This is a genomic window from Modicisalibacter luteus DSM 23508, assembly GCF_000378505.1.
Classification (GTDB): Bacteria; Pseudomonadota; Gammaproteobacteria; order Pseudomonadales; family Halomonadaceae; genus Modicisalibacter; species Modicisalibacter luteus.
On record NZ_KB900000.1, the window covers coordinates 105136 to 124966 of the forward strand.

A 19831-nucleotide genomic window follows, 5' to 3' on the forward strand; every position below is an offset into this window, starting at 1 on the left:
AGAAAGGGAATTCATGGTTGCTTGTAACTCTCGAAAGATTCCGGACAAGTGGCGTTCGTTCGCGTTTCCCGCTTGTCCTTTGCCTCCCGAACAGCAGCGCTATTTTCATACCCTGTCTCGGCTCTATATCATCGCTACGGCAACTTACGTGTTGGCCTTGTTACCCATGTTCTGGTTATTGGGTAGCGAGCGACTGCTGGCTATCACTCTGATCGGCCTGGGGGCTGTGCTGGTTGCCCGGGAGCTGCACCGGCGGGGGTACATGACCGTAGGCGTGAGCTTGGTGCTGGCGAGCATGGCCTGGCATATGCTCGAGTCCCTCAACGTCTACGGGGCGGGTGTCGGCTTTGAGCTCTACTTCTCGGTCATTCTGCTGACTATCTACATCAGCGCCATGCCTCCGGTGGCCAAGCTTGGCATTAGCCTGCTGATACTGGCGCTGACGGCGCTGCAGGTCACTGACCTGCCTGAGCAGACCCCAGGCTGGCATCACGAATCGCTGATCCCCGATCTGGTGCTGATGGCCAACCTGCTGCTGGTCAGCGTGCTGTTCGCCGTCATCCTGACGGGGCTGGAAGGCGTGACCGAACGTCTCGAGCGAAGCTACCGCCGTGAAGCAACCCATGATGCGCTGACTGGGGCCTATAACCGCCGTGCGGTTCTCAGGGCGGCGGAGCAGATGGCGCAAGGCGGGCGCACGTTTGCCATGCTGATGATCGATATTGATTTCTTCAAGCGCATCAACGACGAGCATGGCCACGATGTGGGCGACCGCGCGCTGTGCCATCTGACCGAATGTCTGCGCCTGGGGTTACGTGAAGAAGATGTGCTGGGGCGTTACGGCGGCGAGGAGTTCATGGTCGTACTCAACGGCATGACATTGAACGATGCCGTGGGCGTGGCCGAACGTCTTGCGGCCTTGGTTCGCGAGAATCCCTACGCTGCTGCGGCCGGGCAGCATCTGTCAATGAGCGTCAGCATCGGGGTAGCCGTGTCTAGCCAGGCCAATGACCTCAATGGCCTGATTGCACTTGCCGATCAACGCCTGTACCGAGCCAAGCGCACTGGACGTGACCGTATCGTGGCCAGAGATCCCCGGATAACGGTACCGACCAAGGAAGATCCGCTCCCGGTGCAGCCACAACGGCTCTCACGTTTTGGTTGATTGATGGTTTTATGTGTTGAGTGAAGGTCGGTTAAGGCATGGTTAAAAGAGAAAGGGCCGGACATGTCAATGTCCGGCCCTTTCTTGCTTTACATGCTTCGGTTATACGGCAGGAGTTATAGAGCGGCGATCTTGTCGCGCTGCTCGGCGAGAACCGCGCGGCTGGCCTGAGCGTCGGTCAGCTTGGCACGTTCTTTCTCTACGACTTCGGCTGGGGCCTTGGCGACGAAACCTTCGTTGCCCAGTTTTCTCTCGATCCCGGCGATGAATTTGTCCTGCTTGTCGAGTTCCTTGGCCAGGCGGGCCAGTTCGGCTTCCTTGTCGATCAGGTCGGCCATTGGCACCAGCACTTCCATGTCGCCGACCAGTTGGGTGGCTGACAATGGCGCTTCGGCCGGGTCGGAGAGCCATTCGGCGCTGGCCAGCTTGGCCAGCTTGGCGAGGAACGGACGATTGCTCTCCAGGCGCTGGCGGTCGGCGTCGCTTCCCTTGGTCAGTAGCACGTCGAGAGGCTTGCCGGGGGCGATGTTCATTTCGGCGCGCACGTTGCGTACGGCAACGATTACACCCTTGAGCCACTCAATGTCACGTTCGGCCTGCTCGTCGATCTTGCTCGACTCCGGCTGCGGCCAAGGCTGGTTCATGATCGACTCGCTGCCATCGTCTCGAGCCTTGCCGGCCAGCGGCGCCACGCGCTGCCAGATCTCCTCGGTGATGTAGGGCATCATCGGATGGGCCAGACGCAGGATCGCCTCAAGCACACGTACCAGGGTACGCTGTGTGCCGCGCTTGGCAGAAACCGGGGCATTGTCATCCCACAGCACCGGCTTTGACAGTTCCAGATACCAGTCGCAGTACTCGTTCCACACGAATTCGTAAAGTGCCTGCGAGGCATGATCGAAGCGATACTCTTCCAAGGCCTTGGTCACCTGTGCCTCGGTCTGTTGCAGGCGCGAGATGATCCAGCGATCGGCCAGCGACAGCTCGACCTCGCCGTCATTGAGTGAGCCTGGGCCGATGTCCTCGCCCTCGGTATTCATCAGCACGTAACGAGAGGCATTCCATAGCTTGTTGCAGAAGTTGCGGAAGCCGTCGAGGCGGCCCATGTCGAACTTGACGTCGCGCCCCGTCGAGGCCAGGGACAGGAAAGTGTAGCGAAGAGCGTCGGTGCCGTGAGGCTCGATACCTTCGGGAAACTCACTGCGCGTGGCCTTGGCAATGGCCTTGGCCTTCTGTGGCTGCATCATGTTGCCGGTACGCTTGTCGACCAGCGTCTCCAGATCGATGCCGTCGATCAAATCAATGGGATCGAGCACATTCCCCTTGGACTTTGACATCTTCTGGCCCTGGCCATCACGGACCAGGCCATGCACATAGACGGTCTTGAAGGGTACCTCGCCGGTGAACTTCAGGGTCATCATGATCATGCGCGCGACCCAGAAGAAGATAATGTCGAATCCAGTGACCAGCACGCTAGACGGGTGGAAGGTCGCGAGTTCCGGCGTCTGCTCCGGCCAACCCAGCGTGCCAAAGGTCCAAAGCCCGGAGCTGAACCAGGTATCGAGCACATCCTCGTCCTGTGTCAGCACGGTGTCGGGATTGAGGGCGTACTTCTCGCGGGCCTCGGCCTCGGTCCGCGCCACGTAGACGTTGCCCTGCGGGTCATACCAGGCCGGAATACGATGGCCCCACCACAACTGGCGTGAGATGCACCAGTCCTGCAGGTCGCGCATCCAGGCGAAGTACATGTTCTCGTAATTCTTGGGCACGAACTGGATGTCGCCGTTCTCCACCGCTTCGATGGCCGGCTTGGCCAGGCTTTCCACGGCGACGAACCACTGGTCGGTCAGTAACGGTTCGATGACGTCGCCTGAACGGTCGCCGTAGGGCAGGGTATTGTTGACGGTTTCGACCTTATCAAGCAGGCCCAGTGCGTCCATGTCGGCGACGATCTTGTCGCGCGCGGCGAAACGATCCAGGCCGGCGTAAGCGGCCGGTAGGGTGTCGTCCTCGTCGGGCAGCGGACGACCCTGTTGATCGAAGATCTCGGCGCGCTCGAGGATCTGGGCATCGCGCGAGAAGACATTGATCAGCACATGCCCCTGACGCCTGCCGACCTCGTAGTCGTTGAAGTCATGCGCCGGGGTGATCTTCACGCAGCCCGAGCCCTTTTCCATGTCGGCGTGTTCGTCGGCCACGATGGGGATGCGACGGCCGACCAGAGGCAGCTCGATGAACTTGCCGATCAGCGAGGCGTAGCGTGGGTCCTCGGGGTTGACCGCCACGCCGGTGTCGCCGAGCAGTGTCTCGGGGCGGGTGGTCGCGACTATCAGGTAGTCCTTGCCGTCGTCGGTGGTGACGCCGTCGGCCAGCGGATAACGAAAGTGCCAGAATTGGCCCTGCTGTTCGCGATTCTCCACTTCCAGGTCGGAAATGGCGGTGTGCAGGGTCGGGTCCCAGTTGACCAGGCGCTTGCCGCGGTAAATCAGGCCTTCATCGAAAAGGCGCACGAAGACTTCCTGAACTGCCTTGTAGAAGCCGTCGTCCATGGTGAAGCGTTCACGACTCCAGTCGACACTGGCACCCATGCGGCGCAGCTGGCGAGTGATGTGCCCGCCGGACTCGGCTTTCCATTCCCAGACTTTGTCGATGAACGAATCGCGTCCCAGATCATGGCGAGACTGACCTGTTTCGGCGGCCAGCTTGCGCTCGACGAGCATCTGCGTGGCGATGCCGGCGTGATCGGTCCCTACCTGCCAAAGCGTGTTGCGCTGCTGCATGCGCCGCCAACGGATGAGCGTATCCATGATGGTGTCCTGGAACGCATGGCCCATGTGCAGGCTTCCGGTGACGTTAGGCGGCGGAATCATGATCGAGAAGGGGTCGCCTTGCCCGGAGGGCGCGAAGCGATTGTCCGCCTCCCAGCGTTGATACCAGCGGGTTTCGATCGATTCGGGTTGATACGTTTTTTCCATGGGCTGACTGACTCGGTTTGAACGTGGTGACACTCGCTGCGCGGCGGGCCCGGATGCAGGGGCTAAATAAATGGCGACAAGTATAGCGCTACACGACCGTTGGCGTCATGGCAGCGCTGTAAGCGGCTAATTGCTAAAGAATTCAGATCAGGTGGCGATAATAAGCAGGTTATCGTCTACGACCAAAGTTTAATGTCACGTGGCGCACGCCTCGCCGAGAGCCTACTTCTGCGACGGCTGCCGCGGCCTGTGATGCAACGCCGCCAAGAAATGAGAGGAAGCCGTGGAATTAACGCAGGGATTTCAGAAACAATTGCCGGTTGAGGCAGCTTCGGCAGACGAAGCCGGTAAACACAAGAGTACCGGCAAGATGGCTGGCATATCGGTGCGTAAGCAGTTGGGAGTCGGCATCGGAGTACTGTGGCTGATCCTGGTCGGCATGCTGGCGATCAATGCCTGGCAGAGCCGCAGCGCGATTTTCGAGGAACGCCAACAACGCATGATCACCGCCGTCGATATGGCTGCAACGTTGATGAGCCACTACGATGCGCTGGCAAGAAGCGGCACGATGAGCGACGCCCAGGCGCGGCAGCAGGCATTCGACGCCATCCGCAACATGCGCTTCGAAGGCGGCGACAACTATGTCTATGCCTTCGACGGCACACTGCATATTCTCGCCCATCCCAAGCGCCCAGTCGGGCAGGATGTTTCGCAGGTTACCGATCCGACCGGAAAAAAACTGTTCCAGGCGCTGGTCGATGCGGCACGCACTGATGGTCACGGCTTCGCAGAGTATCGTTCCAACTTCGCCCGTGGCTCGGAAACGACACCGCTTGTGCGGGCCTATGTGGCCGGATACAAGCCGTGGGACGCTTATGTGGCGAGCGGTGTGTTCATGGGCGATGTCAACGCCACGATCAGGGCACAGCTGATCAAGTCGGGGATGGTGGCACTGGTCGCTGGGGCATTGGTGACCATGGTGTTCTGGTTGCTGATCAACAATATCCTGCGCCGTCTCGGCGGCGAACCGGCTTATGCGGCGAAGGTGGTCGAACGTATTGCCGGCGGCGATCTGACCGCGCCGGTCGTGCTGCGTGACGGTGACAGCCACAGCCTGTTGTATGACATCAAGCGCATGCGTGATGGGCTGAAGGACTCGGTGCACGCCATCCATGCCACCAGTTCGGCGGTGGACCACGGCGCCGGCGAGATTGCCTCGGGCAACCAGGAGCTGTCGTCGCGAACCGAGCAGCAGGCAGCCGCACTGCAGCAGACTTCATCGAGCATGGAAGAGATCACTGCCACGGTACGCCAGAGTGCAGACAGCGCCGATCAGGCACGACAGTTGGTGCGTCAAGCGACTGAGACGTCGCAGAGCGGTCAGGAAGCGATCAGCGCAGCGGTCGCGGCAATGGGTGATATTACCGCCAGTGCCGGTAGAATCACCGAAATCATCACGCTAATCGACAACATCGCCTTCCAGACCAACCTGCTGGCGCTTAACGCCTCAGTGGAAGCGGCGCGGGCCGGCGAACAGGGCCGAGGCTTCGCCGTGGTCGCTGGGGAGGTGCGTCAGTTGGCCAGCCGCTCGGCTGCCGCCGCGCAGGATATCAAGACGCTGATCGAGGCATCCAATACCCAGGTCACCACCGGGTCGACCCGCGTCGGCACGGCCAGCGAGCGGATGAAGGAAATCGACGTACAGATCCAGCGCATGAACGATTTGCTTGGTGAGATCGCCGCCGCGGCTCGTGAGCAGACCAGCGGTATCGAGCAGATCAGCGATGCCGTCGCGCAGATGGATCAGACCACCCAACACAACGCCGCACTGGTTGAGCAAACTGCCGCAGCGGCGAGCGAGCTCGAGCAGCGCTCGCTCGCCCTCAGTGAAGTGGTGCAGCGCTTCAAGATCGCACCGTAACTCGCCGAGTCAACGCCGGCCGCTGGACCGGCGTTTCAGCTTACTCAACGCTTCAGTTTCTTCTGTCGCCGAGACCGGGCACCTCGGCGATGGCGCGACCAGCCGCAACCAGCATGACGCGTATGGCTCGTGAAATACGCATATGCACTTTTTTTAATTAAGAAAATCGATGCCACCGCTTTTTATATTTAGATAAACAGAGCCGTGTTATCTCCTGCGCTATAGTGCCGCCCCCTCAAGGTCTTTCCTGCTTGTCATCGTGTGATGGAGGCAGGCGCTGGCCCTCCGCACGGAAGGGCCTTCCGAACAGCAAGCCAGCAAGTCGAGACAGCCATGAAAAGACAACTGACCGCAGCGCTATGTTTGCATCTCTGCCTGCTGCCCGGTTATGCCCTGGCCGGGAAAGAGGGCGCCGCGAGCGGCGATAGCGACATCGTCGATGTCGTCCTGATCGGTGGCGGCACCATGAGCGTGACGCTGGGTACCTACCTCAACGAGCTAGAGCCCGACTGGAACATTCGACTCTACGAGCGCCTGGACGGCATCGCCCTGGAGAGTTCCAGTGGCTGGAACAACGCCGGCACAGGCCACTCCGCCTTTTGCGAGATGAATTACACTCCGCCGACGGATGACGGCGGCGTCGATATTTCACGCGCCATCGGTGTCACCGAGCAGTTCGAGATATCGCGTCAGTTCTGGGCCCACCAGGTCGAGCGGGGCATTCTCCCCGATCCCAACGCTTTCATCTCCTCCGTGCCTCACATGAGCCTGGTATGGGGACAGGAGAACGTCGACTTCCTGAGCGAGCGCTACGCGCGCATGTCGCAGAACCCGCTCTACGCCGGCATGCAATACACCGAGGATAACGCCACCATCGCCGAGTGGATGCCGTTGGTGATGGAGGGGCGCGAGGATGGCACGCCAATGGCCGCCACCCGCATGGATCTCGGTACCGAGGTCAATTTCGGGGAAATGACGCGCCAGATGGCCGAGAACCTGGCCCGCCAATCGAACGTCTCGCTGACCATGAACAGCGAAGTACGTGGGCTGAAACGCAACAACGATGGTACCTGGCGTGTGACCGTCGCCGATGTGAGTAGTGGCGAGACGCAGACCGTCAACAGCCGCTACGTCTTCAACGGCGCAGGTGGTGCGGCGCTTTTGCTGCTACAGGAATCAGGCATTCCCGAGGCCAGCCAGTATGCCGGCTTCCCGGTGGGAGGCTCCTTCCTCTACACCACTAACCCGGACGTGGTTTCGCGCCACACGGCCAAGGTCTACGGCCTGGCTGCCGAGGGCTCGCCGCCGATGTCAGTGCCGCACCTCGATCTACGCTATCTGAATGGGCAGCCGACGCTCTTTTTTGGCCCCTTTGCTACCTTCTCGACAAAGTTTTTGAAGGAAGGCTCCTGGACCAACCTGTTCGAGTCGATGACGCTCAGCAACACTTGGCCGATGATGAAAGTCGGTTTGGACAACTTCAATCTGGTGCAGTATCTGGTAGGTGAGGTGCTGCAGGACCGGGAAGATCGCCTCGAGGCGCTGCGCCAGTACTACCCCGAGCTGAACCCGGACGACTGGCAACTGTGGAACGCCGGTCAACGTGTCCAGATCATCAAGAAGACCGATGAGGGGAGCAAACTGCAGTTTGGCACCGAGGTTGTCGTGTCTGAAGATGGCACCATGTCAGCGCTGATAGGCGCTTCGCCGGGTGCCTCCACTGCGCCGCCCATCATGCTCAACCTGCTGACACGGGTCTTCCCCGAGCGAGTCGAAAGCGACGCGTGGCAGACCAAACTCCAGGAAATCATTCCCTCGCTGAATGTGAAGCTGGCCGACAATCCGGAGCTACTGCGTCAGGTGCGTCTCAACACTTCTCGCGTGTTGGAACTGGACGGCCAGGAAGCCTTTGTTCAGGCCAACCTGCCGGGCGGCGATGAAAGTAGTGCCGCACAGGGAGGCGACGACAGCAGCGAAGCGGCGAAGGACGCTACCGACCCGGTAGGCGGCACGGTCGGCGATGTGGAAAATGCCGACGAGGAAGGGCGCATCGAGAGCGCCACCGACGCCTGAGTCCTCGCGCCGTCGCCTAACGAGTAGGCACCCTGCGAAGTATTATGGTACTGACGGACCCACCGGATGCGGTGGGTCTCGTCGTTTCTGGAACTGGCTAAACGCTCGATGCAACGCGAAGCGTGCCTGCCGTACGCTAACCGATGTGGTGGGCCTTGACCGGGTACCCGCGACGCTTGTAGGTCTGCCAACATTCGCGCTTGGCGGTCAGCACGTCCTGGTTCTGGTTGATGATTTCTGCGACGCGCTCGAAGCGTGAAAACCATTCGGGGATGTCAGGGTGCAGGTTGAGCATGGCTTCAATGCCGGGCTCAGGCGGTTCGCGCCAGTCAATGGTGACCGGAACGGGTGCATCTTCGTTACCGACGATGGCATGCGGCACATAACTATCGGGGCGAAAGCGCCACAGGCGATCGTCGAACTGGCTGGCCGTATTCTCGTCGGCCACGTGAACATGCAAACGGTAACCCTTGCGGAAGATGGTCTCGGTCAGACGGCAGGCAAAATCGAGGCGAGCCTCAATCGAGGTGTCGGGAAGAATATAAAAGTCGATCTGAGTCATGAAGCACTATCCAAAACTGACTTCGCTTGCCATACAGCGTTAAAAAAGCAGCGAGAATCGCTCTCGCTGCTTTGGCTTATGACGCTCGTAAAACGAGCAGATCACGCTTCGGTGGTAATGTCCCGAGTATCCTCTTCGCGATCCAACAGATACTGCGTCAGTAGGCCCACGGGGCGGCCACTGGCGCCTTTCTGCTTGCCCGACTGCCAAGCCGTGCCGGCAATATCCAAGTGCGCCCAGGGGTACTTGTCGGCGAAGCGTGACAAATAGCACGCCGCGGTGATGGCCCCGGCGGGGCGGCCACCAATGTTGGCCATGTCGGCGAAGTTGGAATCCAGCTGACTTTGATACTCATCCCACAGCGGCATGTGCCAGGCACGGTCCCAGGCTGTCTCGCCTGCTTCCAGCAAGTCCAGGGCGAGATCGTCGTCATTGGAGAACAAGCCGGTAGCGTGTGAGCCGAGGGCGATTACGCTGGCCCCGGTCAAGGTGGCGATATCGACTACACTAGCCGGTTCGAAGCGCTCGGCATACGTCAGCGCATCGCAGAGCGCCAGGCGGCCCTCGGCATCGGTGTTCAGCACTTCGACAGTCAGGCCCTTGAGGGTCTTGATAATGTCGCCGGGCTTGGTGGCGTGCCCGTCGGGCATGTTCTCGGCGGCAGCTACGATACCGATCACATTGAGTTTGGGCTTGATCGACAGCACGGCTTGCATGGTACCGAACACGCTGGCGGCCCCACACATGTCGAACTTCATCTCGTCCATGTCGGCACCGGGCTTGAGCGAGATGCCGCCGGTGTCGAACGTGATTCCCTTGCCGACCAATACATGCGGCGCCTCGTCATCACTCTCTGCGCCCTGGTAACGCATGACGATCAAGCGAGAGGGCTCGGCGCTGCCTCGGCCGACAGAGAGCAGGGTGCGGGCACCCAGCGCCTCGAGGGCTTCCTCATCAAGGATATCCACTGCCAGGTGGCCTGCGGAGTCACGCCCCATTTGTACGGCCTGGTCGGCAAGGTAGCGTGGCGTACAAACGTTGCCGGGTAGATTGCCCAAGGTACGTGCGTAGTTGATGCCATGGCCAAGGGCACTGCCGATGCGTGCTCCCAGTTCGCTGTTTGCAGCCTCGGCATTATCACTGACCAGCAGGCCGACACGGGACAGGCGCGGTACTGGCGCCGGTTCGGACTTGAAGGTGTCGAAGCGATAGACCGCACGCAAGGAGGCTTCGGCGATCATGCGCGCTTTCCAGGCGCCGTCTCGCTCAGGAACGGGTACGTCGCCGAAGGCAACCACGGCTTCGTCCACCGGCAGGCGGGCCAGCGCCGGGAAGGTGGCGTCTAGTGCCTTGCGGAAATTGCCCTCGTTGCATTTCGCACGGTCACCAAGACCTACCAACAGCAGGCGCTCGGCGGCAAGACCCGGGGCAAAGGGAATCAACTGTACGTTACCGAGAGCCGGGTCGAAGTCGCCACGCTCGATAAGTTGGCCTATCAGGCGTTCGCTGGCGTCGTCGAGCTTGGCCGCTGCCGGTAGCAGGTCACCCTCCTTGAACACCGGGACCACGAAGCAGGCCGTCTCGACCTTGGCCGGATTGACGGTGAGAACAGGAAATTCCATGTCGTCTCCACTGGACAAAGGGCTTCTCCTCCACAAGACAGAGGTCTCTTGACGAGACAAGGGTCTGGGGAATCTGGATAATGCCGGCACTAGGCCGAACTTCCCCCAGTGTACGCAAAGGCGAGCGCCATTGCATGGGCCACGACTCGGTACCGAACACGTTCATGGAAGGGCATATCGCACCGGTATCAGGCATTGTCGAGGTGCGGTGCGTGGAGCCAGCCACATCGGGAGACCGTCTTGCTCATCTTTCGTTACCTGACACGCGAAATCCTGGTCACCATGGCCGCCGTTGCCGGCGTGCTGTTGCTGGTGATCATGGGGAGTCGTTTTATCCGCTATTTCTCCAACGCGGCCGAAGGCGACATTCCAGCCAGTATTCTCGGCACCCTGATGCTCTTTCACCTGCCGGGCTTTCTGGAGCTGATCCTGCCCCTGGCGTTTTTCCTCGGCATCCTGCTGGCCTACGGGCAACTCTATCTCAATAGCGAAATTACCGTACTTGTCGCATGCGGCACGAGTCCCAATCGGCTTCTACAGGTCACTATGTTGCCTGCAGTGTTGGTAGCGTTCATGGTGGCATTGTGCAGCTTATGGCTGACGCCTGCCGGGGCGCGCCACAATGAGATCCTGCTCGAGGAGCAACAGAGCCGGCTGGATTTCTCGGCGCTTGCACCGGGGCGTTTCCAGGACATCGGCAATGGACGCACAGCCTATACCGAGCGTTTGAACGACGATCAGAGCCGCATGCAGGGCGTGTTCATCAGTGAGCGCCAGCGCCGCTCCGATGGTACGCCGCAAACGGTGGTTACGCGTGCCACCAGTGGCTATCAGACCGTCGATGCAGAGACCGGCAGCCGCTTCCTGGTACTGGCCGATGGAGAACGCTACAGCGTCGACCCGGGGCGTGCGATGGCCGAACGTCTCGAGTTCGACACCTATGCGGTTCGCCTGTCACGAGCCATGGAAAGTAGCGAACTCGACGATCCTGAATATGCGTCCACACAGTTGCTGCTCGAAACGGGAACCCCCGAGGCCTTGGCTCAGTTGCAATGGCGGATCAGCCTCCCATTGATGGTGCCGATCCTGACACTGCTGGCGTTGCCGCTGTCCCGCGTCAACCCGCGGCAGGGACGTTTCGCCAAACTGCTGCCGGCAATCTTTCTGCATATCAGCTACTTGAGTCTGCTATTGGCGGGGCTGGATGCCATCGCCGGTGGTGCGCTGCCGGCAGCGGTCGGTATGTGGCCGATCCACCTCATGTATTTGCTGCTGGGCGTGTGGATGACCCGGCGGGCGCAATTGGGAGGGGGGCGCTAATGTTGATCGACCGTCTCGACCGCTATATCGCGCGCAACGTCCTTGCCGCCATCGTGGTGGTGCAACTGGTGCTGCTGGGGCTCGACCTGGTCATCGCCTTCATTAACGATCTCAAGGATGTCGAGGGCGAGTACGGAGCACTCGACGTCCTGCTCTACTTGGGAATGCGCCTGCCGTGGCGTTTTTACCAGTATGCACCAGTAGCGGTGCTGATCGGGGCGCTGATCGGGCTGGGGGCAATGGCCTCGAGCAACGAACTTACCGTGATGCGGGCGGCGGGCCGTTCGCTGACCCGCATCCTGTGGGGTGTGATGAAGCCGATTGGCTTGGTTATCGTAGCCGTGCTGCTGATTGCCGAATTCGTCAGCCCGCGAACCGAGCAGTTTGCCGAGGCCTGGCGACTTGAGCAGATGGCTGGGGAGGGCGCCGTGTTGACCCAGCGCGGTGGCTGGCAGCGCGAAGGCGAAAACTTCTACCGTTTCGGCGCGATTCGTGCGGATGACACCGTCATCGACCTGACTCGCTATCAGTTCGATGGCCAGCGGCTGGTCGAAGCCACGCATGCGGCACGCGCTGTCTGGGTGGAGGATCAATGGGTGCTTGAAGACGCCGATGTCACCCGTTTTCTGGAGCAGCGCACCGAGTCAGAGCACCTCGAGCGCATGACTTGGGAGACGCAGCTGACACCGGCGCAGCTTAATCGCCTGCTGCGCGACGTCGATAGCCAAGCGCCCAGTGAGCTGTGGGCCTACGCCACCTATCTGCGCGAACAAGGGCAGGCTGCCACCCAGCCGTTACTGTACTTTTGGCAGAAGGTATTAATGCCGTTGACCATGGCCTCGCTGGTGCTGGTTGCTGCTTCGTTCGTGTTCGGCCCGCTGCGTAGTGTGGCGGCGGGCACTCGGGTCTTCTATGGCGTGATCGTGGGCCTCACCTTCAAATACCTTCAGGACCTGCTGGCGCCGGCCTCGACCGTGTTCGGCTTCTCCCCGGTATGGGCAGTGCTGGCACCAACGCTGGGCTGCGTGCTATTGGGGTTATATCTGCTACGCCGAAGCGGCTAGCGCCTGCCAGGGTGTCACTCGCCCCGATGATGGATATCTTTCATGCGCTCTTTTACCGACCTCGATAATGTCTGGCCGGCTGGGCTTCTGCGCCGCCTGATGGCCATGGTTTACGACGCCTTGGTACTGCTTGCGGTGTGGATGCTGGTGGGGTTCATTGCCGTTGCCCTGAACGGGGGCGAGGCGAACGAGTCGCCGCTGTTTCACAACATCCTGTTCGTGGTGACATTCGTCTTCTTTGCTTACTTCTGGATGCGGGCCGGCATGACCTTAGGCATGCAGGCTTGGCGGCTGCGCGTCCAGAGTCTCGAGGGCCGCCCCATCACGCTTCAACAGAGTCTGATCCGATTCGTCGTTGCCATCATCTCGTTTGCAGCCTTCGGACTAGGCTACTGGTGGATATTCTTCGATAGGGAACAGCGTAGCTGGTCCGATATTGCCTCTCGCTCTCGTGTCGTCGTCCTGCCCAACGCTGTACGGCGCAAGCGCAAGTCAGCGTAACGCCTTAATTTCTTGCCTTTTGTTGGTTGTATATTTCTATCGTAGCTATTGAGTTACACAATTCTGCTTGCGGTACATTATGCGAATCATTTACATTTGACTTCGCGATAGCAAGCGGGGTGATGCAATGTACGTATGTTTATGCAAGGGCGTATCCGACAAGGCAATCCGTCAGGCCGTGGAAGATGGGGCACGCAGCTGGCGTGAAGTACGCGAACAGACCGGTTGTGGCACCCAATGCGGTAAGTGCGCCTGCATGGGCAAGACCATCACTCGTGACGCCGTGGCACGGGAGCTCGTCTCCGGTGCGGACCTCGCTTACGCCGTCTGACAATTCGCAAGCCATGTCCGAGGTGGACATCAATTGGCATTCGTCAATTTTTCCCAAATGCGACTAAGATTCGTAACTCACTGGCGTAATTAGACTTTTTCTTGTCTATGGGCGATACTTTTCTGCACTTGAGCGAGCGGGCGTGACTCCTGCTCCCAAAAAGCATCTGTGAGGAGATCACCATGAAAGGCGACGCCAAGGTCATCGAACATCTTAATATTGCGCTCGGCAACGAACTGGTCGCGATCAACCAGTACTTTCTGCATGCGAAGATGTACAAGGACTGGGGCCTGATGAGACTGGCCAAGTGGGAATACGATGAGTCCATCGACGAGATGAATCATGCCGACAAGCTGATCGAGCGTATTCTTTTCCTGGAAGGGATCCCCAACCTGCAGGATCTCGGCAAGCTGCATATTGGCGAAAACACCCGCGAAATGCTCGAAGCCGACCTGGTAGCGGAGCACAAGGGGCGCAACGACCTGATCGAAGCCATCACCTATTGCGAGCAGGTACGTGACTACGTCAGCCGTGATCTCTTCCGCGATATCCTCGACGATGAGGAAGAACACATTGATGCGCTGGAAACCGAACTCAGCTTGATCGACAAGGTAGGGATAGAGAACTACCTGCAGAAGCAGATGCACCAAGACGGCGATTGAGTCGCTCTTGCATTCAAGCATCGCGATAACGCAAAAGGCGCCCTACGGGGCGCCTTTTGCATGTATGAGAAATTCTATGTCAGCCGAGGTCGTTGGCCAGCAGCCGCTCTACAGCGGTCAGGCGCTCCTGCAACTGCGCTTCGCTGTCTGCCAGTACGGTAATATGGCCTATCTTGCGCCCGGGGCGGGGTGCCTTACCGTAGTCGTGCCAGCGGGCGCCGGGGATCGCCAGCACGGTATCGCGGTCGGGCAGGGCGCCGATGACGTTGAGCATGGCGCAGGGCGCAAGTCGCGCTGTCGAACCCAGAGGCATCCCGCAGATGGCGCGCAAATGATTCTCGAACTGGCTGGTTTCAGCGCCCTCGATCGTCCAGTGGCCAGAGTTGTGGACTCGTGGTGCGATCTCGTTTGCCAGCAGGGTCTCGCCCTGAACGAAGAACTCGAAAGCCATGACGCCGACGTAATCGAGCTCGGCAAGGACCCGGTTGGCGTAGCTCTCGGCCTGTACTTGCAATGGATGGTCGGGTTGCGGCACTGAACAATGCAGCATGCCCTGGCGGTGTTCATTGCGCACCAATGGCCAGACTCGAGTCTCGCCATCTCGGCCACGGACCGCGACGACGGAGACCTCATGGTCGAAGTCGACGAAGCCCTCGAGCACCAAGGGGACGCCGCCCATCTCGGCGAAGGCGCCACTGACATTCTCAGTTCGGTGCAGCACTTTCTGGCCCTTGCCGTCGTAGCCCAGCGTGCGAGTCTTGAGCACGGCCGGCAGGCCGATCTCGGCCACTGCAGCGTCGAGATCAGCCTGGCTGTCGATCTTTGCTACCGGAGGCAGCGATATGTCCAGCGCCTGGAACAGGCTTTTCTCAAGCCAACGGTCACGGGCGGTTGCCAATGCTCTGGCCGGCGGATAGGCGGGACGCTGTTCGGCGAGCATGGCCACGACATCGGACGAAACGTTTTCGAATTCGAAGGTGATCACGTCGCTATGGACGAGTAGTTTCTCCAGGGCGGCAGCGTCATTCCAGTCGGCCTGGATATGCCGACCATGTACAGCGGCACACGCCGAATCCGATGGATCAAGAAAGGTGAAGCGGGCATCGAAGCCGGCCCCGGCCTCGGCCAGCATGCGACCGAGCTGGCCGCCTCCAATCACACCGATGCGCATGTTCAGGCCTCCTGATCGTCGGGTCGGCTGGGATCGGGCTGGTCGAGAACCTTGCGGGTCTGCTCGGCGCGGTAACGCTCCAGCGCCTGGCGAACCTCGGGATACTTGTTGCCTAGCATGGCGGCAGCCAGCAGGGCGGCATTGATTGCCCCGGCGCGGCCGATGGCCAAGGTGCCGGTGGGAATCCCCGCCGGCATCTGCACGATCGATAGTAGTGAGTCGACCCCGCTGAGCATGCTCGACTGGACCGGCACGCCGAGCACCGGCAGGCAGGTCTTGGCAGCCGCCATGCCGGGCAGGTGAGCGGCGCCCCCGGCTCCGGCGATGATGACTTCCAACCCGCGCTCGGCAGCCGTCTCGGCATATTCGAACAGCAGATCGGGCGTACGGTGGGCCGAGACGACCTTGACTTCATGGGCGATGCCCAGCTGCTCCAGGGTATCAGCCGTATGGCACATGGTCGCCCAGTCCGACTTCGACCCCATGATGACGCCTACCCGTGCGCTCATGCTTCCTCCGCTCGATTCGCTTACCGATGGCCGGCCTTACGCAGGCCCGTGTTGTCCCGTCCAAAACAAGCGCGGGAGTATATCATTCTCGCGGCAAGCATGCCTGCCTGCCGCGTAGTGGTCATTAGCGAAAAGGCGTCTCGAGCTCGAAACGTCGTACCGGCTCGCCCTGCACCTCGACCGTTTCGACAAACATGTCGAGTGGGCGCACCCACAGACCATAGTCGCCGTACAAGGCACGATAGACGACCAGCGGCTCCTCGGTTTCGCTGTGATGCGCCACGCCGAGTACTTCATAGGTCTGGCCTTTGTAATGCCGGTAGATGCCTGGCACGGGGCGGAGGTGGTCATGTGACATCGCTGGGCTCCTCGATAGCGTCGTGCTGGGCGCGACGGGCGGCCTCGCGCGCCAGACGGGCCAACACCCGGGAGGCAGCGACGAAGCCGAAGCTGCCGGTGACGAACGTGGCGGCGCCAAAACCGCTGGCACAATCGAGGCGGGTGGCCTCGGCCTGGCCGGGTTTCTGCAGACAAACTTCGCCGTCACTGCCGGGATAGACCAATTGCTCGTCAGAATAGACGCATTCCACGCTGTAGCGGCGCTTCGGATTGCGTGAGAAACCAAAATCGCGGCGCAGTCGCGAGCGCACCTTGGCGAGTAGTGGGTCATGCTCGGTACGTGTCAGGTCGGCAATTTTGATGCGGGTGGGGTCAGTCTGGCCGCCGGCGGCGCCGGTGACCGTCAGGCCCAGCTTGCGGCGCTTGCACCAGGCAATCAGCGCCGCCTTGGCAACTACGCTGTCGATGGCATCGATGACGTGGTCGGCATCATCGGGAATGCGCTCAGCCAAGTTGCTGGGCGTGACGAAGGCGGTATCGGCGACAACCTCAATACCGGGATGGATTGCCCGGCAGCGCTCGGCCAGAACATCGACCTTGGGGCGGCCGATGGTGCCGTCAAGGGCATGAAGCTGGCGATTGATGTTGGAGACGCAGACGTCGTCCAGGTCGATCAGGGTCAGCTTGCCGATGCCGGCGCGCGCCAAGGCCTCGACCGCCCAGCTGCCTACCCCTCCGACACCGACCACCACCACGTGGGCCTGTCGAAAGTGGCGAGCGGCACGGGCGCCGTAGAGGCGGCGGATTCCGCCAAAGCGAAACTCATAATCGTCAGTCATGGCATCCGGTTCAGAGAGGTTCATGGCTGTAGGTAATATGTGGCTCATGTTGCGGGTCGCCGCCGGAAGGCGGTAGCGCATCGTCCCAGTGAACGTCGTCATAGGGTAGATGCCCGACCCAGCCAAAGGACTCGAATAGATGGTGCATGTCGGCATCGACAGCAGCGGACAAGTGCAGCACCGCATCGTAGGTCGGGTGACGAAAGCTCAGCCCTACGGCGGCAAGCAGCAACCGACCGCAAGCCAACTGGTCACGGAAAAATCGGTTGTGTCTCCCTTTGCCGTGCTTGGCATCGCCGATGATCGGATAGCCTCGCTGTGACAGGTGGCGACGAATCTGATGGCGTCGCCCCGTAGCTGGGCGTGCCTCCATCAGCGAATAGCGTGCCTGCGGATAGCGGTCAACTTGTACCGGCAGCTCTACGCTGTCGAGTCGGCGTATCTCGGTGCACGCCGGTTGCGGCGGCATGTCCGCCTTGGGGCGCCGGCCATCTTCCTCGCGCAGTGGATTATCTATCCACTCATGCTCGGGACCGATGCCACGTACCACCGCCAGATAACGCTTGCGTACCTGTTGGGCAGTGAAGGCCTCGCCGAGAGACTTGGCCATCGATGGGGATAAGGCAAACAGCAATATTCCCGAGGTGGGTCGATCCAGACGGTGCACCGGATAGACGTGGCGCCCCAGTTGGTCACGCAGCATCTGTAGGGCGAATCGCGTCTCGCCGCGTGCCAGAGCCGTGCGATGCACGAGCAGGCCGGACGGCTTGCGGACAGCGACGAGGGTGTCGTCCTGATAAACGATGGGCAGGGCCTGGCACATGGAGCGTTCAGCAAGTCATGAGTAGGCCGCTATTGTCGCCGTCGGAATGCGCTGTGTCATCCTCGGGGCGGTGTCGGCTATCCTGTGTTCCGTGTTTTTCGGCAGCAGGCAATGTGACATGACCCATTCCCAACCGCGGCTAGTGGTGCTCACTGGCGCGGGCATCAGCGCAGAAAGCGGCTTGAAGACCTTTCGCGACGGCGATGGCCTATGGGAGAACTATGCCATCGAGGATGTGGCTACCCCCGAGGCCTGGGTTCGTGATCCTGAACTGGTCTTGCGCTTTTACGATGAACGCCGAGCCCAAGTGCGCCGGGCCAGGCCCAATCCGGCCCACCAGGCCCTGGCCGAGCTGGAGCAGGCCGGTTTCGATGTGCGTATCATCACCCAGAACATCGATGACCTGCACGAACGGGCTGGTTCACACGATGTGCTGCACCTGCACGGCGAAATTCTCAAGGCGCGTTCCAGCATCGACCCACGACTGCTCTATCCTCTACCGCGAGGCGGCATCAAGCTTGGCGACCTATGCGATAAAGGCAGTCAGTTGCGGCCGGATGTTGTCTGGTTTGGCGAGGCGGTGCCGACCTATCCGCATGCCTGCGACATCGTCGCCGAAGCCGACCTGCTGCTGGTGGTCGGTACCTCGCTGAGCGTCATGCCGGCAGCGATGCTGGTCGATCAAGCGCCGGTGGAATGCCCCTGTATCCTTGTCGACCCCAAGGCGACGCAGCTGTCGCCAAAATGGGTGAAGGCGCTCGATGCGCCGGCCAGCGAGGGCGTGCCGACACTGATCGGCGACTGGAAGCGGGAAAACCGGCTCTGGGTGCCGGAGTGGCTATAAGCCGATGATGTGACGAACGTTGCCTTCACCGAACGAGCGATATGGGGCAAGATAGCTCGCTCGGCCGGCCTGGCCGGCAAACCATAAGCGCCGCATCGAGCGGCCGATCTCCTGTTCCAACGCTATCAGGACACCTCATGTCGACTTTCGAACGCCTCAATCGCCTGTTCCCCGTATGGGCGATTCTTTTTGCCATCCTGGCAGCCTGGCAACCTGGCTGGTTTACCAGCCTGGCAGGGCAGATCAAGCTACTGCTGGCCATTATCATGTTCGCTATGGGCCTGACCCTCTCGCGGCACGACTTTCTTGGTGTGGTGCGGGCACCGCTGCCAGTGGCGGTTGGCGTGGTGCTGCAGTTTACGGTGATGCCCGTGGCTGCTCTGGCGGTCTCGTGGGTGCTGGGTCTGGATGCCGCATTAACTACCGGCATGGTGCTGGTCGGCGCCACCGCCGGTGGTACGGCGTCCAATGTCATGACCTGGCTGGCCGGCGGTCACGTCGCATTGTCGGTATCGATGACGCTGGTATCCACGTTGATTTCTGTGGTCGCTACGCCGCTGCTGGCCTGGTTGCTGGTCGGCCAGAGTGTCGATGTGCCGGTAGCGGGCATGTTCATGAGTATCGCCCAGTTGGTCATTGCACCCATCGCGCTGGGTGTGATCATCCATCATTTTCTGGGCCAGCAAATCCGCCGTGTCGAACCGTTGCTGGCAACCATCGCGATGGCCGCCATCGTGCTGATTATCGCCATCGTGGTGGGGCTCAATGCCGGCCGGCTGGCTACCTTGGGCCCGCTGGTCACCGTCGCTGTCATATTGCATAACGCCATTGGCCTGGCGGGTGGGTATGGTGTAGGTCGGCTGCTGGGCTTCGACCAGCGCGTCGCACGTACCATTGCTATCGAGGTTGGCATGCAGAATTCAGGGCTCGCCGTGGCCTTGGCCAACCAGTTCTTCAGTGCCACGGCGGCGTTGCCGGGTGCGTTGTTCTCAGTCTGGCACAATGTGTCGGGGTCGCTGCTGGCCGGATACTGGAAGCGTCGCCCGGTAACGGATGCCGAAGGCGGGGCGCGTCCGATCGCCGGCTGACCCCATCGCACACGGCAAGCGG

General features: G+C 60.7%; 18 protein-coding genes. 10 read left to right on the top strand and 8 right to left on the bottom strand.

The window, feature by feature from the left end:
- Nucleotides 1-13 precede the first annotated feature (13 nt).
- Nucleotides 14-1165: a GGDEF domain-containing protein gene (locus F568_RS23120; protein ID WP_019019987.1), complete on the top strand. Its 1152-nt coding sequence runs from the start codon at nt 14-16 to the stop codon at nt 1163-1165.
- A 116-nt stretch (nt 1166-1281) separates the two neighbouring features.
- Here F568_RS23120 and F568_RS0117115 read toward each other — a convergent pair whose 3' ends face one another.
- Nucleotides 1282-4140, bottom strand: coding sequence for a valine--tRNA ligase (locus F568_RS0117115; RefSeq protein WP_019019988.1), 2859 nt, complete (start codon nt 4138-4140; stop codon nt 1282-1284).
- A gap of 283 nt (nt 4141-4423) precedes the next feature.
- Here F568_RS0117115 and F568_RS0117120 point away from each other — a divergent pair, with 283 nt between their 5' ends.
- Together F568_RS0117120 and mqo are read left to right on the top strand one after the other, a co-directional pair.
- On the top strand, nt 4424-6061 hold the full coding sequence (locus tag F568_RS0117120; RefSeq protein ID WP_019019989.1) for a methyl-accepting chemotaxis protein: 1638 nt from the start codon (nt 4424-4426) through the stop codon (nt 6059-6061).
- A gap of 333 nt (nt 6062-6394) precedes the next feature.
- Nucleotides 6395-8134: a malate dehydrogenase (quinone) gene (gene mqo, locus F568_RS0117125; protein WP_019019990.1), complete on the top strand. Its 1740-nt coding sequence runs from the start codon at nt 6395-6397 to the stop codon at nt 8132-8134.
- Between the two features lie 136 nt (nt 8135-8270).
- On the opposite strand, the gene F568_RS0117130 is transcribed toward mqo, so the two are convergent.
- Nucleotides 8271-8696: a DNA polymerase III subunit chi gene (locus F568_RS0117130; RefSeq protein ID WP_019019991.1), complete on the bottom strand. Its 426-nt coding sequence runs from the start codon at nt 8694-8696 to the stop codon at nt 8271-8273.
- Nucleotides 8697-8797: 101 nt separating this feature from the next.
- Nucleotides 8798-10318: a leucyl aminopeptidase gene (locus F568_RS0117135; RefSeq protein ID WP_019019992.1), complete on the bottom strand. Its 1521-nt coding sequence runs from the start codon at nt 10316-10318 to the stop codon at nt 8798-8800.
- Nucleotides 10319-10558: 240 nt separating this feature from the next.
- On the opposite strand from F568_RS0117135, the gene lptF reads away from it, so the two are divergent.
- The 5 genes from lptF to bfr all read left to right on the top strand — a co-directional run bounded on the left by lptF (nt 10559) and on the right by bfr (nt 14196).
- Nucleotides 10559-11638, top strand: a complete 1080-nt coding sequence (lptF, locus tag F568_RS0117140) for an LPS export ABC transporter permease LptF (RefSeq protein ID WP_019019993.1) — start codon at nt 10559-10561, stop codon at nt 11636-11638.
- Complete coding sequence (gene lptG, locus F568_RS0117145; protein WP_019019994.1) at nt 11638-12702, top strand: LPS export ABC transporter permease LptG; 1065 nt, start codon at nt 11638-11640, stop codon at nt 12700-12702. The genes lptF and lptG overlap by 1 nt, the downstream gene beginning before the upstream one ends.
- Before the next feature lie 42 nt (nt 12703-12744).
- On the top strand, nt 12745-13203 hold the full coding sequence (locus tag F568_RS0117150) for an RDD family protein (protein WP_019019995.1): 459 nt from the start codon (nt 12745-12747) through the stop codon (nt 13201-13203).
- Nucleotides 13204-13330: 127 nt separating this feature from the next.
- Nucleotides 13331-13534, top strand: a complete 204-nt coding sequence (locus tag F568_RS0117155; protein ID WP_019019996.1) for a bacterioferritin-associated ferredoxin — start codon at nt 13331-13333, stop codon at nt 13532-13534.
- A gap of 182 nt (nt 13535-13716) precedes the next feature.
- Nucleotides 13717-14196 (top strand): bacterioferritin, encoded by a 480-nt coding sequence (bfr, locus tag F568_RS0117160; RefSeq protein ID WP_019019997.1) that lies wholly within the window; start codon nt 13717-13719, stop codon nt 14194-14196.
- A gap of 79 nt (nt 14197-14275) precedes the next feature.
- Here bfr and F568_RS0117165 read toward each other — a convergent pair whose 3' ends face one another.
- The 5 genes from F568_RS0117165 to F568_RS0117185 form a co-directional block, all read right to left on the bottom strand.
- Nucleotides 14276-15367 carry a 5-(carboxyamino)imidazole ribonucleotide synthase gene (locus tag F568_RS0117165; RefSeq protein WP_019019998.1) on the bottom strand — a complete coding sequence of 364 codons (1092 nt, stop codon included), beginning with the start codon at nt 15365-15367 and terminating at the stop codon, nt 14276-14278.
- Nucleotides 15368-15369: 2 nt separating this feature from the next.
- Nucleotides 15370-15876, bottom strand: coding sequence for a 5-(carboxyamino)imidazole ribonucleotide mutase (gene purE, locus F568_RS0117170; RefSeq protein ID WP_019019999.1), 507 nt, complete (start codon nt 15874-15876; stop codon nt 15370-15372).
- A 124-nt stretch (nt 15877-16000) separates the two neighbouring features.
- On the bottom strand, nt 16001-16234 hold the full coding sequence (locus F568_RS0117175; RefSeq protein ID WP_019020000.1) for a DUF1653 domain-containing protein: 234 nt from the start codon (nt 16232-16234) through the stop codon (nt 16001-16003).
- Nucleotides 16224-17054 (bottom strand): tRNA cyclic N6-threonylcarbamoyladenosine(37) synthase TcdA, encoded by an 831-nt coding sequence (tcdA, locus tag F568_RS0117180; RefSeq protein WP_156817479.1) that lies wholly within the window; start codon nt 17052-17054, stop codon nt 16224-16226. The genes F568_RS0117175 and tcdA overlap by 11 nt, the downstream gene beginning before the upstream one ends.
- Nucleotides 17055-17064: 10 nt before the next feature.
- Nucleotides 17065-17877 (bottom strand): pseudouridine synthase, encoded by an 813-nt coding sequence (locus F568_RS0117185; protein ID WP_019020002.1) that lies wholly within the window; start codon nt 17875-17877, stop codon nt 17065-17067.
- Between the two features lie 118 nt (nt 17878-17995).
- Here F568_RS0117185 and F568_RS0117190 point away from each other — a divergent pair, with 118 nt between their 5' ends.
- Nucleotides 17996-18721 carry an SIR2 family NAD-dependent protein deacylase gene (locus tag F568_RS0117190; protein ID WP_019020003.1) on the top strand — a complete coding sequence of 242 codons (726 nt, stop codon included), beginning with the start codon at nt 17996-17998 and terminating at the stop codon, nt 18719-18721.
- Between the two features lie 137 nt (nt 18722-18858).
- A complete protein-coding gene (locus tag F568_RS0117200; RefSeq protein ID WP_019020005.1) occupies nt 18859-19809 on the top strand; it encodes a bile acid:sodium symporter family protein in 951 nt (316 codons plus the stop codon).
- Nucleotides 19810-19831: the final 22 nt, after the last annotated feature.

Bases quoted from the DNA above. Each gene is read 5' to 3' on its own strand.
- F568_RS23120 (WP_019019987.1), top strand. From the start codon at position 14: ATGGTTGCTTGTAACTCTCGAAAGATTCCGGACAAGTGGCGTTCGTTC.
- F568_RS0117115 (WP_019019988.1), bottom strand. From the start codon at position 4,140: ATGGAAAAAACGTATCAACCCGAATCGATCGAAACCCGCTGGTATCAA.
- mqo (WP_019019990.1), top strand. From the start codon at position 6,395: ATGAAAAGACAACTGACCGCAGCGCTATGTTTGCATCTCTGCCTGCTG.
- F568_RS0117130 (WP_019019991.1), bottom strand. From the start codon at position 8,696: ATGACTCAGATCGACTTTTATATTCTTCCCGACACCTCGATTGAGGCT.
- F568_RS0117135 (WP_019019992.1), bottom strand. From the start codon at position 10,318: ATGGAATTTCCTGTTCTCACCGTCAATCCGGCCAAGGTCGAGACGGCC.
- lptG (WP_019019994.1), top strand. From the start codon at position 11,638: ATGTTGATCGACCGTCTCGACCGCTATATCGCGCGCAACGTCCTTGCC.
- F568_RS0117150 (WP_019019995.1), top strand. From the start codon at position 12,745: ATGCGCTCTTTTACCGACCTCGATAATGTCTGGCCGGCTGGGCTTCTG.
- F568_RS0117155 (WP_019019996.1), top strand. From the start codon at position 13,331: ATGTACGTATGTTTATGCAAGGGCGTATCCGACAAGGCAATCCGTCAG.
- bfr (WP_019019997.1), top strand. From the start codon at position 13,717: ATGAAAGGCGACGCCAAGGTCATCGAACATCTTAATATTGCGCTCGGC.
- F568_RS0117165 (WP_019019998.1), bottom strand. From the start codon at position 15,367: ATGCGCATCGGTGTGATTGGAGGCGGCCAGCTCGGTCGCATGCTGGCC.
- purE (WP_019019999.1), bottom strand. From the start codon at position 15,876: ATGAGCGCACGGGTAGGCGTCATCATGGGGTCGAAGTCGGACTGGGCG.
- F568_RS0117175 (WP_019020000.1), bottom strand. From the start codon at position 16,234: ATGTCACATGACCACCTCCGCCCCGTGCCAGGCATCTACCGGCATTAC.
- tcdA (WP_156817479.1), bottom strand. From the start codon at position 17,054: ATGACTGACGATTATGAGTTTCGCTTTGGCGGAATCCGCCGCCTCTAC.
- F568_RS0117185 (WP_019020002.1), bottom strand. From the start codon at position 17,877: ATGTGCCAGGCCCTGCCCATCGTTTATCAGGACGACACCCTCGTCGCT.
- F568_RS0117190 (WP_019020003.1), top strand. From the start codon at position 17,996: ATGACCCATTCCCAACCGCGGCTAGTGGTGCTCACTGGCGCGGGCATC.
- F568_RS0117200 (WP_019020005.1), top strand. From the start codon at position 18,859: ATGTCGACTTTCGAACGCCTCAATCGCCTGTTCCCCGTATGGGCGATT.